This is a genomic window from Methanobrevibacter millerae (assembly GCF_001477655.1).
GTDB lineage: Archaea > Methanobacteriota > Methanobacteria > Methanobacteriales > Methanobacteriaceae > Methanocatella > Methanocatella millerae_A.
Map to the genome: position 1 here is coordinate 2,250,402 of NZ_CP011266.1, position 14,813 is coordinate 2,265,214.

The 14,813-nt window shown below is 31.2% G+C and carries 19 protein-coding genes; 3 read left to right on the forward strand and 16 right to left on the reverse strand.

The features are described 5' to 3' along the window. Window positions 1–642 carry a fibrillarin-like rRNA/tRNA 2'-O-methyltransferase gene (locus tag SM9_RS10160; protein WP_058740030.1) on the forward strand — a complete coding sequence of 214 codons (642 nt, stop codon included), beginning with the start codon at window positions 1–3 and terminating at the stop codon, window positions 640–642. Between the two features lie 602 nt (window positions 643–1,244). Here the strand turns inward: SM9_RS10160 and SM9_RS10165 are convergent. The 10 genes from SM9_RS10165 to SM9_RS10210 are packed head-to-tail and all read right to left on the reverse strand — an operon-like array spanning window position 1,245 to window position 8,186. After that, entirely contained in the window at window positions 1,245–1,868 is a 624-nt protein-coding gene (locus tag SM9_RS10165; RefSeq protein WP_058740031.1) for a phosphopantothenoylcysteine decarboxylase domain-containing protein, read from the reverse strand. A gap of 32 nt (window positions 1,869–1,900) precedes the next feature. Beyond that, window positions 1,901–2,410 carry a flavoprotein gene (locus tag SM9_RS10170; protein ID WP_058740032.1) on the reverse strand — a complete coding sequence of 170 codons (510 nt, stop codon included), beginning with the start codon at window positions 2,408–2,410 and terminating at the stop codon, window positions 1,901–1,903. A gap of 22 nt (window positions 2,411–2,432) precedes the next feature. Then, on the reverse strand, window positions 2,433–3,005 hold the full coding sequence (locus tag SM9_RS10175) for a PsbP-related protein (RefSeq protein ID WP_058740033.1): 573 nt from the start codon (window positions 3,003–3,005) through the stop codon (window positions 2,433–2,435). Between the two features lie 21 nt (window positions 3,006–3,026). Continuing rightward, window positions 3,027–3,728 carry a hypothetical protein gene (locus SM9_RS10180; protein WP_058740034.1) on the reverse strand — a complete coding sequence of 234 codons (702 nt, stop codon included), beginning with the start codon at window positions 3,726–3,728 and terminating at the stop codon, window positions 3,027–3,029. A 58-nt stretch (window positions 3,729–3,786) separates the two neighbouring features. After that, window positions 3,787–4,596: a prephenate dehydratase gene (gene pheA, locus SM9_RS10185; protein ID WP_058740035.1), complete on the reverse strand. Its 810-nt coding sequence runs from the start codon at window positions 4,594–4,596 to the stop codon at window positions 3,787–3,789. Between the two features lie 49 nt (window positions 4,597–4,645). Next, entirely contained in the window at window positions 4,646–5,446 is an 801-nt protein-coding gene (locus tag SM9_RS10190; protein ID WP_058740036.1) for a CBS domain-containing protein, read from the reverse strand. Between the two features lie 22 nt (window positions 5,447–5,468). After that, window positions 5,469–6,335: a CBS domain-containing protein gene (locus SM9_RS10195; protein ID WP_083495900.1), complete on the reverse strand. Its 867-nt coding sequence runs from the start codon at window positions 6,333–6,335 to the stop codon at window positions 5,469–5,471. A 44-nt stretch (window positions 6,336–6,379) separates the two neighbouring features. Continuing rightward, window positions 6,380–7,078: a 7-carboxy-7-deazaguanine synthase QueE gene (locus tag SM9_RS10200; RefSeq protein ID WP_058740038.1), complete on the reverse strand. Its 699-nt coding sequence runs from the start codon at window positions 7,076–7,078 to the stop codon at window positions 6,380–6,382. A 2-nt stretch (window positions 7,079–7,080) separates the two neighbouring features. Next, complete coding sequence (locus tag SM9_RS10205) at window positions 7,081–7,602, reverse strand: 6-carboxytetrahydropterin synthase (protein ID WP_058740039.1); 522 nt, start codon at window positions 7,600–7,602, stop codon at window positions 7,081–7,083. After that, window positions 7,599–8,186 (reverse strand): DUF366 family protein, encoded by a 588-nt coding sequence (locus SM9_RS10210; protein WP_058740040.1) that lies wholly within the window; start codon window positions 8,184–8,186, stop codon window positions 7,599–7,601. Before SM9_RS10210 ends, SM9_RS10205 begins: the two co-directional genes overlap by 4 nt. A gap of 274 nt (window positions 8,187–8,460) precedes the next feature. Here SM9_RS10210 and SM9_RS10215 point away from each other — a divergent pair, with 274 nt between their 5' ends. Both SM9_RS10215 and cas4 read left to right on the forward strand, forming a co-directional pair. Then, window positions 8,461–9,531 carry a hypothetical protein gene (locus SM9_RS10215; RefSeq protein ID WP_058740041.1) on the forward strand — a complete coding sequence of 357 codons (1,071 nt, stop codon included), beginning with the start codon at window positions 8,461–8,463 and terminating at the stop codon, window positions 9,529–9,531. A gap of 199 nt (window positions 9,532–9,730) precedes the next feature. Then, window positions 9,731–10,483, forward strand: coding sequence for a CRISPR-associated protein Cas4 (gene cas4, locus SM9_RS10220; protein ID WP_232299127.1), 753 nt, complete (start codon window positions 9,731–9,733; stop codon window positions 10,481–10,483). Between the two features lie 19 nt (window positions 10,484–10,502). Here the strand turns inward: cas4 and SM9_RS10225 are convergent, their stop codons facing one another. The 6 genes from SM9_RS10225 to SM9_RS10250 all read right to left on the reverse strand — a co-directional run bounded on the left by SM9_RS10225 (window position 10,503) and on the right by SM9_RS10250 (window position 14,812). Next, window positions 10,503–11,186, reverse strand: a complete 684-nt coding sequence (locus SM9_RS10225; RefSeq protein WP_058740043.1) for an amino acid ABC transporter ATP-binding protein — start codon at window positions 11,184–11,186, stop codon at window positions 10,503–10,505. A gap of 10 nt (window positions 11,187–11,196) precedes the next feature. Next, window positions 11,197–11,847, reverse strand: coding sequence for an amino acid ABC transporter permease (locus SM9_RS10230; RefSeq protein ID WP_058740044.1), 651 nt, complete (start codon window positions 11,845–11,847; stop codon window positions 11,197–11,199). 25 nt (window positions 11,848–11,872) lie between these two features. After that, complete coding sequence (locus tag SM9_RS10235; RefSeq protein ID WP_058740045.1) at window positions 11,873–12,709, reverse strand: amino acid ABC transporter substrate-binding protein; 837 nt, start codon at window positions 12,707–12,709, stop codon at window positions 11,873–11,875. Between the two features lie 177 nt (window positions 12,710–12,886). Beyond that, window positions 12,887–13,546, reverse strand: coding sequence for a DUF5612 domain-containing protein (locus SM9_RS10240; protein ID WP_058740046.1), 660 nt, complete (start codon window positions 13,544–13,546; stop codon window positions 12,887–12,889). Then, the gene (locus SM9_RS10245) at window positions 13,539–13,802 is read right to left on the reverse strand and encodes an energy-converting hydrogenase B subunit P (protein ID WP_058740047.1); all 264 of its coding nucleotides are present in this window, start codon (window positions 13,800–13,802) and stop codon (window positions 13,539–13,541) included. Before SM9_RS10245 ends, SM9_RS10240 begins: the two co-directional genes overlap by 8 nt. Before the next feature lie 11 nt (window positions 13,803–13,813). Next, window positions 13,814–14,812: a respiratory chain complex I subunit 1 family protein gene (locus SM9_RS10250; RefSeq protein ID WP_058740048.1), complete on the reverse strand. Its 999-nt coding sequence runs from the start codon at window positions 14,810–14,812 to the stop codon at window positions 13,814–13,816. Window position 14,813 lies beyond the last annotated feature (1 nt).

The window sequence follows — 14,813 nt, forward strand, 5'->3', positions numbered from 1 at the left end:
ATGGATGTTTTTTTAAAAGGTGATGAAGTAGCAACACGAAACCTGACACCAGGAATTAGTGTTTATGGAGAAGAGCTAATCACTGAAGATGTTGAATATAGATTATGGAATCCTCGAAGGTCAAAATTATCTGCTGCTATTTTAAATGGATTATCTTCCTTGAAAATTGAAAATGACTATAAAATATTATATCTTGGTGCATCAACCGGTACAACCGTTTCACATATTTCAGATATTGCATACAATGGGAAAATTTATGCAGTTGAATTTTCTCCAGTAACAGCCAAAAAGTTAACTAGACTGTCACGTCAAAGACCAAATATTTATCCCATACTCGCAGATGCGACAAAACCTAAAGAATATATGAACATTATTGAAAAAGTTGATTTTCTATATTGTGATGTTGCCCAACCCACACAGACAGAATTATTTATGAAAAATATGAATTTATTCTCAAAAGATGATGCATTAGGAATGATAACAATAAAAGCTAGAAGTATTGATGTTATACAGAAACCTAAAAAGATTTTTAAGCAAGAAGAAAAGAAATTGAAAGAAAAAGGTTTTAAAATTATTGAAAAAATAAAACTGGAACCTTACGAAAAAGACCATATAGCATTCCTAGTAGAGAAAAATTTTTAATAAAAAACAGTAAATCTAGACAACATATTTAGTGAAAAACTTCCTTAAAATTTTATTCAAAAATGTTAATAAATACCCAAAAAAGTATTACTTCAATAGCTTTATATACCATAAAATTAAATATAATATATGCTAATGCAAATAAAATAAAAGTTCACTAAATAATCCTTTAGGTAAATTCACTCTACTAATCACTTCATTTAAGTAAATCCTAAAGGATTGAACTTATTTTATCAATTAACCTTTTTTTATTGATTTTTGTTTTTAAGTTAAAATACTGTCTTTTTATCAAAAAAGTATTACTAAAAATTTATTTTTTTCCACATAAATAACATGATAAAAGCAATATTGACATTAACTTAACAGAGACATAATTTTAAAAAAATCACTAATTTTTAAATTAAGATTTAATGAAAAGAGAGCATAGAATACCATTAAGTTTTACCAAATCAAGAAAGGAAAAAAATCAAAGAACAAAAACAACTAATTTAAATGAATTCATACTTAATGAAAAATATGATTAATAAAAATAAATTAAAAATATTTATCGAAAAATCAATAATTTTAACTGTTGTTGGTAAAAAATAATAATAGCAATAAGCTCATCTACATGAAGTCCTATCAGAAATTATTTTCATTATGATTTTAGCAATTTCATCTTTGCTTGCAAGAGGAACAGACAAAACATCATCATCAATGATTAAAACCTCATTCATATCAGATCCAAAGTTACAGTCTTTGTGGGAAACATCATTTGCAATAACAATATCAGTTCCCGCATCATTAATCTGCTTTCTAGCACAATAAATTATCTCTTCACGAGTTATGTTAAATTCCGCTTTGAAACCAACCAGAAATATATCTGGATTAATCTTTTTAATATTACGAATAATTTTTATTGTGGGCTTTAAACTAATAGATAGAGAAGAATCAGAACTAATTTTTTTATTTTTTCGCCCTACAACTTCAAAATCTGAAATTGCTGCTGTTGAAATAAAAATATCAAAATCCTTTACCAAATCAAAAGTAACTTTAGCCATTTCTTTAGACGTTTCAACATGAATAACATTAAAAAGAGGAGAAATATCAACACTGACATGAGCTGCAATTAACGTGACATCTGCACCCAGAATATAGGCCTGTTTTGCAAGAGCCAAACCCATTTTACCTGAAGATCTATTGGTTATGCCCCTTACAGAGTCAAGTGGTTCAAAAGTTCCACCCAAACTTATTAAGACTTTCTTTCCACGAATAATAATCACTTCTTAGATATATTAATACATCTTAAAGATTCAAGCACAATATCTTCTGTTGAAGGGAATTTTGCTTTTCCTTCATCCATAACCGGAGGCATGAAATAAGCAGAACCTTCAGATTTAATTTTTTCAATATTATCTTCAATGGCTCTGAACATAGAATCATGCATTGAAGGAACAAATAAAATAGGAGTATCATGTCCATATGCAGTAATCAATAATGTGGAAATAGGATTATCAGCTATTTTATATGCAAATTTACTTATAGTATTTGCAGTAGCAGGGGCAACAAGAACCAAATCTTCCTGAGAATATTTGACATGTTCAATTTTTCCAGTCAGTTCAGTGACAACATCATTTCCCGTAGCAAATTCCATGGAATTTGGATGTAATATTTCACAAGCAGCCTCACTCATGAAACATTTTACTTCCTGACCTTGTCTTCTAAATTCTCTTGCCACCTTAACCGCCTGACTAGCGGCAACACTACCAGTAACACATAAAACAATCATGAAATACCTCAAAAATGAAAAATTAGTTGAATTGAATATGGCTCATAATATAATCTGCAGCCGCCAAGTTCGCTTCATACTTATCAACAGGAGCACTATACATTATGACATAAGCCTGATTACCTTTTTCAAACCATAAAGCCTTATGCTCTTTTACAAGACCATTACTGGAACTTGAAGTGTAAATATATTCTAATGCCTTATCATTATTTACAGCCACTTCACCTGAAGAAACCAGGGAAAAAGACTTATCTGCTTGAATGTTAGTATATGATTTATTAACAAATGAATTGAAGTCACCTGAAAATTCTTTTTTCTCAACATTAATATTGACCTGACCAACTTCAAGATTATCTACAGCACTTTTTTTAGAAATTGCAATAATAGAGTTATTAGAAGTCGCTTGAGACAATACCCAGTTTGAAGGGTAATTAACAGTAACTCCACCTTTTGACATGGTTTGCATAGTCACAGTTTCATTTGAAGCAGAACTAGAACTACTATGACTAACATCAACATTATTAAAAATAATGTATCCGAATACTGCAATAACAACTACAAGTATTACAACACCAATTATCGTAATTTTTTTCATAAATTCACCATAAATAAAATATTATGTAGGAGCTGCGCCCCCACCTTCGGAACTACTTCCACCTTGAGAACTACCTCCACCTTGAGAACTACTTCCACTATCAGAACTACTTCCACCATTATAAGATCCGGAACCAGAAGAACTGGAACTGGAACTAGAACTAGAACTAGACGAAGTATCCGTAGTAGTCTGTATTTGAGTGTTAGTAGCAGATGAAGAACTAGTATTAGATGCAGTATTATTGGATGCAGTGGCATTTACATTAATATCAGCTACATCAGGAAATGCTGTGTCAGTGACAATAGCTGAAGCATTGGTATCTGCAAAAGATGCAAAATCAAAAGAGAATACACCAAATCCAGCACCAACAGTAAAACCAAGAGCTAAAATTAAAATAGCTAAAAGTTTAAAAGTTCCGGAATCCATAGGAGCTTTTTCTTCTATTTGCTTATCTCCTTTCTTTGGATTAATAATATACTTTTGAACTAAATCCTCTTCTTCTTTTTTTTCATTTCTTGTAATTTTTTTATTTTTAGGAGAATCAGAAGGCTTACCTTGCATAGATCTAATTCTATTAGTGGCTTCTCTAGCATCTAAAGCATTTAACCGATCTTCATATTTAGAACGGAAATAAACATATTTTTCTCTAGATATTTTTCCATGAGCATAATCAGACTCTAAACTATCCATGATTTGCAAAAGTTTATCTCTATCATTAGACATGCCAACCCTCCTTAATTAATTTAATATTATTAATTATATTAAAACATTAATTTATAGTTTACCTAAATTCTGGATAAGAACCCAATACTTTAAAAAAATAAGTATCATCATCTATGTCCATGATAATTTTTTTAATAATATCATCCTTATAATGACCATAAAAATCTACAAAGAACAAATATTTACCCAAACCCTGCTTAGACGGTCTTGATTCAATTTTAGTTAAGTTAATATTATATTTTTCAAATATGCCCAGTATATTATACAAAGCACCAGGATGGTCTTCATAAATTGAAAAAATAATGGATGTTTTGTCATTACCTGTAGGAGCAGTCTCTTCTTTTGATAAAACTACAAAACGAGTGGCATTGTTATCGATATCCTGAATATTAGATTCAAGAATTTCCAAATCATAGAGTTCTGCACTTTTAACATGCCCTATTGCTGCTTTAGATTTATCTCCCACAATACTTTTTGCGGCACTGGCTGTACTGACCGTGTAATGAGGTTGAAGGCTATGTTTACTAATAAAACTTTGACATTGAGAAATAGCTTGTTGATGAGAATAAACATCTTCAATATCTTCAATTTTACTTCCAGGATTTACAATTAAATTCTGATTAATGGAAATAACAATCTCACCAATGATATTCAAGTCAAACTCATGGGCAAGAGAATCCAAGGTTATTCCAACAGGACCTTCAATAGAATTTTCAATAGGAACTATTCCTTTTGCACATTGACCTGATTCCACACTTTCCATAACTGCAGGAATAGTGCAAAATGGAACTAAATCATGTCCCAAAATTGATGCTGCTTCATGAGAAAATGTTCCTTTGGGACCTAAAAAAGAAACTATTTCTTTCATAACATCACCTATAAAAAAAGTTTAAAAAGTATAGCTAAAACTAGCTACACTATGCTTCTAATTTTGAAATTAGTCTTAAAATATCGGTTTGAGTTATTATACCAATAACTTTATCATCTTCGACAACAGGTAAACCATTGTATCCTGTTTCAATCATGATTTTTGAAACCTCAGTAATAGGAACATCTTTTGTTACTACACGAGGATTTCTAGACATGATATCTTCAACCAATACTTCTTTAATTTGAGATTTTTGATATTTTTCTGGAACTTTTTTTCTAAAGTCAATGAAAGCTCTCATTAAATCTTTAGATGTTATCATTCCAACCAAATCTTCATCATCTATAACTGGAAGTCTGCCCACTTTTGCATCAATGATAACTCTTCTAGCATGAACAAGTCTTTCAGACGGTGAAACTGAAGTAACGTCTTTAGACATGATATCTTTAGTACATACATTATCATATTCGCCATCAATAGCTAATGTAACAAAATCCGCTTTTGAAACAATACCTACCATTTTATCATCATCTATAACAGGCACAGATCCAATTCCATTTTCAAGCATGATATCAGCAACTTCAGCCAAACGCATGGATTGAGGAACTGAAATAATATCTTTAACCATTACAGATGAAACATGGAGCCTTGAAGCTGGCATACTTTCATATTTTGAAGAACCGAGCTTTTTAGCAATGTCTCTTTCTGAAACAATACCTACTAATTCTTTATTGTTAAGAACTGGTAGACGTGAGATTTTATTTTTTCTAAGTAACTTTAATGCATCACTAAGACTTTGGTCTTTATCAATGGTTATTAAAGTTGTAGACATTAAATTTTTAATTTGCATTGGTCTACCTCCCAATATATGTTTATAATTTTTTAACAGCTCTTAAAATATCTCTTTCAGTTATAATACCTATTACAACATCATCTTTAACTACTGGCACACCACCAATATTACTAATTTTAAATAATTCACAGATTTCACCAATAGTGTCTTCTGCTTCAACAATGATTGCATCCTTAACCATAATGTCGGAAACTTTAGTTTTTTCTAAAACTTCACTGGCAGCATTTGAATTTAAATTATCAAAGAATTCTTTTGCATTGAAGAAACGGATAAGGTCAGTTGAAGTTACGATTCCTAATAATTTTTTAGCTGCTTTGGAAATGTCTGCTTCCCCACCAACAATAGGAATTCTTCTTAATCCATTTCTAACCATAATTTTACATGCACTTTCAATAGGTGTGCCTGGAGTAGTGGTGAAAACTTTTGTACTCATATAATCTTGTGCAGTTCTATCATCTATTTCACCTGCGAGGGATAGTGCAATGTCTCTTTCAGTTACAATACCCACAAGATTTTCATCACCATCAACAATAGGAAGAGCACCTATTTGATTTGCAAGCATTACATCAACAACATCATAAATGGATGATTTTTCAGATAAACATATGACATCACGAGACATGATTTCACGTACAGGTTCATTGATAGCTGCTAAAAAGTTGTCAGAATATTTTTTCTCAATAATGTTAAATTTATTTCCTCCACCAAAGAAATCTAAAATATCCATTACAGTTACAATACCTAAAACTTTACCAGAACCAGGATCGGTGACTGGCAATCTTCTGAATTGGTGTTCCATCATTACTTTTGCAGTATCTTTAATACTTTTACTTGGAGGAATTGATATAACATCTTTAGATGCTATTTTCATTATATTTTCATTCATATATTCACCTCTAATATTATAATTATCGCCTGTATAAAATCATTTTACTCGATATTCAAAATCTTATGAATTTGAGGAATGGTGGAAACTTCAAAATATTTACCAACGACTTCAGAAAATTCAAATAAACAATTAGAAAGATTATTCCATTCGTTTAAAGGACTGGAAGGTTGGATAATAAATTGAACATTATTCTTATCAATAATTTCATTATCAATTTTTTCAATAACCTCTTCAAATGATTTTATTTTTAAGCATGGCAAAATAACTACTTTACAATATACATTTATAGATTTTTCTATTAATAAATTTAGTGATTTAATTTCATTTAAAAAAATATCTTCTTTAAAATCACCATCAAATTGTTCTTTTAGTTTAATATCTAACGAAACAATATCTAAATTATCAATCAAACCAATATTTGCCGGCAATGTACCGTTAGTCTCAAGCATTATATCGAGGTCCGTAAGTTTTGAAACTTCATTTATAAATTCCGGATATAATGATGGCTCACCACCGGTAAAAGATATAGTATGACAGTCAGGAGTTAAAATACTTTCGATTTTTGAGACGACTTCCTCAGGAGTCATAAGTGTTCCTTCCTTTTTAGAAATACTATTTTTTGTATCACAATAAGCACAATTTAAATTACAACCTGCGAAACGTACAAAAATTTGTCTTTGACCTATTAAAATACCCTCCCCCTGAAAAGAAGAAAATATCTCAATAATTGGAGCTTTCATAGTTATTCCACAAATTCTTTTTTATACTGTGCACCCTGTCCGATTCCTTCATTGACACAAACTGAAATATAATCCAGATTATCATAAGTTTCAGCCAATTTTCGTGAAAGTGTTTCTGCAAAGAATTTTGAAAGTTCTTCTGCGGATGTATAAGGAAGCGGCAGCAATACACAATCAACTGATGGAAGAGAATATCCTTTGCCGTCAATTTTAAATGATATTGTTTTTTGCTTTTTCAACTCAAAAATTGAATCAGTCTCTATGTCAAAATCTTTAAAGTCTATTAATTTATTATATACCGGAATTAAAACCCTGTGATCAAGTTCATCACAAATAGCTTTTGTATATTTTTTCACATCTTTAAAATCTACAACAAATTCAAATTTACCTGCCCTTTCACCTTCAATTTCAATATCAACAAAATATGAATGACCATGTATAAATCCACAGGATTCATGGCCCGGAATTACATGGGCAGATGAAAATCTTAAATTAGATTGAATACCATTTACTAAAATCTTCATAATAACACCTTAGTTTTACTAATATCCTTTTCAATTGTTTCTATTTCATCAATAAATCTATTAACAACATCAAATATTAAATCCTTCAAATTATTTTCATTAAAGACATTTCCATCATCAATATCATATAATCCGATGGTATCAACATCCCCTGGAGTTCCTTTATCTTCCAGATTAAGTGCAAAATGAATCTTTGCAGAACTTAAGGAAACACTTGCTATTGATATGCTTAGTTTTCTTCCATCTACAAAAATGTCATCGCCTTCACGAGTGGTTTTGACTCCTTTTTCTGTTAATATTTCTCTAAAAATCATTACAAGAAGTCTTTGACGAAGATAAGCGATTCTCATATTTGTTGGCTGTTGGTCAAAGAATTCACAAATGAAATTAACCATATTATTTGATTTGATTTCCAAACCCACATCAGCAAAATCCTTTAAGTTGTCCGGAGTGATATTGACCGGTCCAATCCATGTAACGATTGATGAACCGTATATTCCAAATTCCTGAAATGCCCATGAGGGATTGATTTGACTGCCATCATATTCAAAAATGTCTTCAACATGCTTATGAGTTATATTCATTTTAAAACCTATGTATAATTTATAAATTTAGTTAGTTACTTTCCAATAATAATATTTAGTTAAAGTTATATTTATTTATGGTTTAGTTAAATCCATTATTTTAATTAAAATAACAATTAAAAATCATGAAATTTAATGAAAAAAATACTATTTGGATAATGCTATTGTATTTTAATTGAATGAGAGTATTTTATGAAATAATATTAATTTACTTGTATATACTCAAAGATTTAAAATATTAAAAAAATAAAAAGATAATTAAGGAGTTATGTTTATGCAAGTTAGAACAAGAGATTTTATTTACACAACTGATGGAATGTATTTTGCATCAACCAATTATATCCATCCGGAAGATAGATACATCTCATTTTTAAGATATATCCCTGATGAAAATGGTGACCGTGAAAAAGACGGAATAAAATATAGAAAAGTAGGCTCAGAAGAAGCCTATTCATATTTACGTGAAAATTATCCGGATTACCTATATTTCTGTGACGTTACCAATGTAGAAATGATGGGTGTACCTCTCGATAAAGTTGAAAGAGTGATAAAACCTGAAAATAGGTTACTGGGTCTTAAAAAAACATTTGAATCTGGTGGAGAAGTCAAAAATCCCGAAATCATATCAAAATTAATGGACGTATGTGACTTTTTCCACTACATTGCAGGAATAGATTATGAAGACATGGGAATATCTGGATCAATATTACCTGGACTTCAAAAGGATGACGTATCCGACCTGGATTATGTAATTTATGGCCTTGATAACCACAGAAAAGCCATCGAAGCATTCAAAAAACACAGAAATGAAGAAGTATATATTGAAGAAGTGGACAAACACATCACATTAAACGGAATAACCGATGACTATTGGGATTTCGTATACAACAAAAGAATGAGCGATTCAAGTTTAACTCCAGAAGAATTCAAATGGTATGAAAACAGAAAGGCTAATCGCGGAACAATAGATGGTACCTTATTCGACATCCTAGCTACAAAAGGATACGAGGAAATTGAAGGAACTTGGGGAGATACTGTGTACGAACCTCAAGGAATAGCTAAAATAGAATGTGATATCGTTAGTGCACTTGGAGCATTTGACAATCCCTCATTATACACCATCGAAAATGTTGAAATCCTTGAAGGAGTTGAAAAGGATTTGAAAGAAGTTGTTTCATTTACTCACACATATGCAGGCGAAGTAGTTGACGGAGAACACGTTATTGCAAAAGGAAAAGTTGAAAAAGTAATAACTGAAGGAAAAGAAGATTATTTCAGACTTGTTGTTGGAACTACCCGCGAGGCTATAGACGAGTACCTCAAGTTAAAAATTCCACCAGCATGAAATAATTGCCTTAGGAAATAAAAATTAAACTATAATAATTTTATTTAACCAACATCACCATATTTTCTTATTTTATAAAAATTAAAAGAATTTAAAACCTCTATTTATTTATAATAGGATAAACAATCTATAATTACAAAATTCAAGAGGTTAAAAAATGATAAGCATATCTTCAATAAGATCACACATGTACTGTCCCATGAAACTGTATTTACAAACACATGTAGACACAGAAGAAAACAACAATATACAGTTAAACATTGAATTGAAAAAAATAAAAATTGATACACAGGATTTAGTGCAAAAAAATATGAGAAAACTGAAAAAAGAAATGAGTATTGCAGAAATTGAAGACACATTATCCGAAAACGTAGCCAACTATCTAGAAAGCACATTCATATCCATTCAAAATATGAATTTAGGGCTCACAACAGACCAGATTCTAGAAATAAACAATGAAACATATTTCAGCATTAAAAATTATGCTCTTAAAGCAAAACAATCAATGGAACTATTAGGAAAAAATGGATATGGAATTGTAGATATGTTTTTTCCCAATTGTATGTATTCATACCATTTGAAAGACACGAGATTAGAGGTTTCTGGATTATGTGACAAAATAGAAATTATCGATGGAAAGTATTATCCTATTTCAATTAAGCATTCAACACCGCCGATAAAAGGCGTCTGGGACCAGGATGCAATTGACTTGGCTGCAACAGCAATACTGATAGAAGAAGAATTTGAAACTGAGGTTTTTGTAGGATTTATAGATTATACAAAAATAAATGAAAGAAGACCAGTTGTGATGGACGTAAACCTGAGAAAAGCATTATTTGATATAATTAACGAAGTAAAAGAAATAGAATATGACAAAAAAGTGCCAACAGTGAAAATAAATGATAGAAAATGTGGAAATTGTGAATATAAAAATATATGTATAAAAGAATAGGGATTTTCCCTAATTCTTTTTAATCATAGAATTTTCCTAGGAAATCTTTCATTCTTTGATTATCTGAAGAAAATACATCTTCAGGAGTTCCTTCTTCAATTATAACTCCATCATCCATAAAAATTATTTTATCAGCAACATTACGTGCAAAAGTCATCTCGTGAGTAACGATAACCATAGTCATGTGTTCAGCCGCCAAATCCCTTATTACAACAAGAATCTCAGAAGTCAATTCAGGATCCAATGCGGAAGTAGGTTCATCGAAAAATAAAATATCCGGATTCATTGCAAGAGCACGAGCAATAGAAACCCTTTGTTGCTGTCCACCAGACAATTCATGAGGATAAGCATCTTCCTTATCTTCCAAGCCCATTTTTTTGAGCAATTCACGAGCGGATTTTAAAACCTCGGCCTTATCTCTTTTTTGAACTTTTAAGGGAGCATTAGTAATGTTTTTTAAAACAGAATGATGTGGGAATAAATTAAAATCTTGAAATACCAGCCCGAAAGCTCCGTCAAAATTAATGTCACCACTGTCTTCATGGTCTAATTTAGTTATGCAACGAAGTAATGTGGATTTACCTGAACCTGAAGGTCCGATAATACATAATACTTCACCCTTTTCAACATTAAGGGAAATATCTTTAAGCACAACATTATCATCGAAACTTTTTTTAAGATTTTTAACTTCTAATAAACTCATAATAATCCCCTTAATTTAAATAATTATAACGATTTTCAAGACGTCCCATTACAAATGCCACAAGTACATTGAATACATAATAGAATATACCTGCAACCAATAATGCTGCAATTGATGCATCAGCCGCTGCAATTTGTTTTGCAACAGTGAACATTTCCGGTACTGCAATTACAAATGATAATGATGTATCTTTTACAAGAGTAATTACTTCATTTGTTACTGAAGGAAGAATAATCCTAAACACTTGAGGCAGTATGATTGTGAAAAACGTTTGAAATTTACTATAACCTAACACTTGTGCAGCTTCATATTGGCCTTTAGGAATAGCTTCAATTCCTCCACGATAAATTTCAGCGAAATATGCAGCATAATTTAAGGAAAATGCAATAATTACTGCAATAAAACGATAATCGGGTGAAAGAGTTGCACCAAATATATAGTAAGGACCAAAGAATACAACAATTAACTGCAACATCAATGGAGTACCCCTCATGATAGAAATATAAACTTTCATTAGCCATCTAAGAGGTGCAAAACCACCCATTCTTCCAAATGCAATTAATAATCCTAATGGAAGTGAAAATAATAAAGTAAGTAGGAAAATTAAAATAGATGTAACCATACCATCCAATAATAATCCTACCATTGATTCTAACATCATATGCTATTATACCTCAAATCAAAATCTATTTTTTAATAAGAGAACCTGGAACACCATAAGATGAATAGTTTTCTGCAATTTTAGAAACAGTACCGTCAGCGTACATTTCATCTAAAGTTTTTTGTACTTGATCTTTTAATGCAGTGTTACCTAATTTAAATCCAATACCATACTGTTCAGATGAAATACTATCATTCAATATTTTTAATCCAGTATTGTTTCCGTTAGTAACTTGATATTGTGCTACACCAATATCCAATGCAACAGCATCACAAGCACCAGATTTTAAATCCATAATACCTGTATTATAATCTGCGACTTCAACTAATTTAGCAAAACTATCTCCAAGAGTTTTATTATCTCCTTTAAGAGCTGCCAATGCAGATGAATCTTTTTGTGTTTCTACAGTTTTACCTTTCAAATCAGCAAGAGAATTAATGCCAGAATCCTCTTTTACAACAACTACTTGTTTGTTGTCAATGTAAGCTTGAGACCAAGTATAATCTTTTTCCCTACCATTTATAGTAAATCCATTCCAAATACAATCAATAGTTCCAGAATTTAATTCAGCATCTTTTGCATCCCAGTCAATCGGTTGTTTTACCAAAGTCCAATTGTTTCTGTTACAGACTTCTTGTGCTAAATCTAAATCAAAACCTTGATATCCCCCTTTACCATCTGAGAAACCATATGGTGGAAACTCAGAATCAAAACCAACGATAAATGTATTATTATCATTGGTTACTCTAGTGGAATTATTATTTCCGCCATTTAAAAAGTCAAATATGCCTGCACTTGCAGAGCCCATGACCAAAAAGGCAATAAAAACTAAAGCCAAAATAAAACCTATTTTTTTATTCATTAAAAACACCAATTTATCATTATTAGAATAGAAATATCTTCTAGTCTATACAAATATTATATATTTTAATATATTTAATAGTATAAGATTGAACCTCTCCAGCTTAAAGAATCCGGAGAATTCATGCACAAAAATGTTAAATTAATACCAATGAATAAAAAATTATTAAAAAATAGATTAAAACTTAATATTTTCACCCAAACGTGAAATATCAAATACAGCAGTGTCTGCGATTGACATGACCGCCATAACACCTGCCTGAATAGGATCCGTCACAATCAAATCAGCATATTGTGTAACACTGCCCGGCATATTTAAACATATTACAGTCAAATTATTTTCTTTTTTAACCTGCTTAACAGATTCGGTGATTTCACCACCCATCAAAGAACCAGCAAGAACCAGTGCACTGACACGAGGCAAACGAGAAATAGCTTCAACAGCTTCGGCAATATTTTTTTCTCCAACCAAAGGAATGGTATCTATACTGATACGTTCACCACGTATATTATGCCGGTCTGCTTCCGATATAGCACCCATAGCCACTTGAGATACCTGGGCTCCCCCACCAACTATAATAATACGTTTTCCATAAATATCCAATTGAGAACCATGCAATTCAACAGATTGAACTTCAGAAATCTTTTCCAAATCCTCAATTAAACTGTCAATGTCGCCAACATGTTCAAGTTCCAAATTAATGGAACCCATGTTATTTTTTTCTATATAAAGATGAGTATAACGGATATTAACACCATAACTACTAATTACAGCAGTAATATCGTCCAAAACACCTTTTTTCTCATAAGTTATAATATTTATACTATAATCATTCATTTTGTGGCCTGATTTTGTCTAATTCAGCATGAGATTTTTTCCATAACCGTAAAAAGTTATCTTCACGACTAACTGGAATCACATCCAAACCCAAATCACGATGTTCACTAATCCATTCTTCATGAAATACCGGAATTTCAACTTTTATTGGTTCAGAGGTTTTATTTACTACTATAAGATTCCTATAAGGAAAATCCCACTCAACAATATAGCCTCCAAGACTTACCATATGATACGGCCTCATAACAAATTTCAAAATAATCACCTCTATAATAATCCAAGCACAATAGACAATATTCCAAGTAATGTAGCACCAAGTATTGTAGGTAAAAGCTGCCTATTTGTAAACACTGGAGTGAATGCGGAAAATATTCCCATCATCAATACAAATACCAAAACAACAATTATATTTAGAATTATTGTTGGAGAGAATATTGTTGCCGGAACACCAATGAATAATACAGAAAACAATATACCTAAAGTAAACATCAAAAATCCTCTTGTAATAAAGACAACAGAACGATATCTTGATGCATATTCCATATATGGTCCTTCAATAACATCACATTTTGCCTTAATTATTGAAAATGGATATTCATTCAAAACAATCATATATCCTATGAAAAATACAATAGCTGCAATTCCACCAGATACTGTGAATAAGAATGGTCCGTGAGCTTGCTGGTATGCTACGATATCATAAAGAAAAATACTTCTTGCAGCAGTTACCGGAGCAAATAAAGCCAGATATAATGGAAATGAACCATATGTAATCATTCTTAATGATCTTTTAGCACTTATATCCTCAATGAATGAGAGCGTAGTATTCGGATGAACTGCACCTTTTACCCTATCCGGGAAAGGCATTCTAACTGACATTATTGATTTGGATAAAGAACCCATCAACACATAACAAATTTCTTCAACCTTTAAAAGACCGACAATTGCAACCAGACTTGCAAGAGCAGGAATTGCAAATGCATAAGGAGTAAGAGCAATTAACATACATAAAACAACAATGAAACATATGATAGGCAATGCCTTATATAATCCAGGTACGGGTGAAGAAGGCTTTATATTTTCTTTAAACAAGAATTTAATTGGAGCCATTATCCCTGGACTGGTAACTGGAGGCCCTATCCTTTGTTGAATTCTAGCATGAACGTATTTTCTTTCAATTCCAGGCAATAATGTTGATATTATAAAACAAACGACAACAGTAATGATTACTGCTAGAATTGAATTTGTTAAAGTAGTTTCAAACATG

Bases quoted from the DNA above. Each gene is read 5' to 3' on its own strand.
- SM9_RS10195 (WP_083495900.1), bottom strand. From the start codon at position 6,335: ATGAATGAAAATATAATGAAAATAGCATCTAAAGATGTTATATCAATT.
- SM9_RS10230 (WP_058740044.1), bottom strand. From the start codon at position 11,847: ATGATGTTAGAATCAATGGTAGGATTATTATTGGATGGTATGGTTACA.
- SM9_RS10225 (WP_058740043.1), bottom strand. From the start codon at position 11,186: ATGAGTTTATTAGAAGTTAAAAATCTTAAAAAAAGTTTCGATGATAAT.
- SM9_RS10205 (WP_058740039.1), bottom strand. From the start codon at position 7,602: ATGAAGATTTTAGTAAATGGTATTCAATCTAATTTAAGATTTTCATCT.
- SM9_RS10180 (WP_058740034.1), bottom strand. From the start codon at position 3,728: ATGTCTAATGATAGAGATAAACTTTTGCAAATCATGGATAGTTTAGAG.
- SM9_RS10170 (WP_058740032.1), bottom strand. From the start codon at position 2,410: ATGATTGTTTTATGTGTTACTGGTAGTGTTGCCGCTAGTCAGGCGGTT.
- SM9_RS10190 (WP_058740036.1), bottom strand. From the start codon at position 5,446: ATGCAAATTAAAAATTTAATGTCTACAACTTTAATAACCATTGATAAA.
- SM9_RS10235 (WP_058740045.1), bottom strand. From the start codon at position 12,709: ATGAATAAAAAAATAGGTTTTATTTTGGCTTTAGTTTTTATTGCCTTT.
- SM9_RS10160 (WP_058740030.1), top strand. From the start codon at position 1: ATGGATGTTTTTTTAAAAGGTGATGAAGTAGCAACACGAAACCTGACA.
- SM9_RS10250 (WP_058740048.1), bottom strand. From the start codon at position 14,812: ATGTTTGAAACTACTTTAACAAATTCAATTCTAGCAGTAATCATTACT.
- SM9_RS10175 (WP_058740033.1), bottom strand. From the start codon at position 3,005: ATGAAAAAAATTACGATAATTGGTGTTGTAATACTTGTAGTTGTTATT.
- SM9_RS10210 (WP_058740040.1), bottom strand. From the start codon at position 8,186: ATGAATATAACTCATAAGCATGTTGAAGACATTTTTGAATATGATGGC.
- pheA (WP_058740035.1), bottom strand. From the start codon at position 4,596: ATGAAAGAAATAGTTTCTTTTTTAGGTCCCAAAGGAACATTTTCTCAT.
- cas4 (WP_232299127.1), top strand. From the start codon at position 9,731: ATGAAACTGTATTTACAAACACATGTAGACACAGAAGAAAACAACAAT.
- SM9_RS10200 (WP_058740038.1), bottom strand. From the start codon at position 7,078: ATGAAAGCTCCAATTATTGAGATATTTTCTTCTTTTCAGGGGGAGGGT.
- SM9_RS10240 (WP_058740046.1), bottom strand. From the start codon at position 13,546: ATGAATGATTATAGTATAAATATTATAACTTATGAGAAAAAAGGTGTT.
- SM9_RS10215 (WP_058740041.1), top strand. From the start codon at position 8,461: ATGCAAGTTAGAACAAGAGATTTTATTTACACAACTGATGGAATGTAT.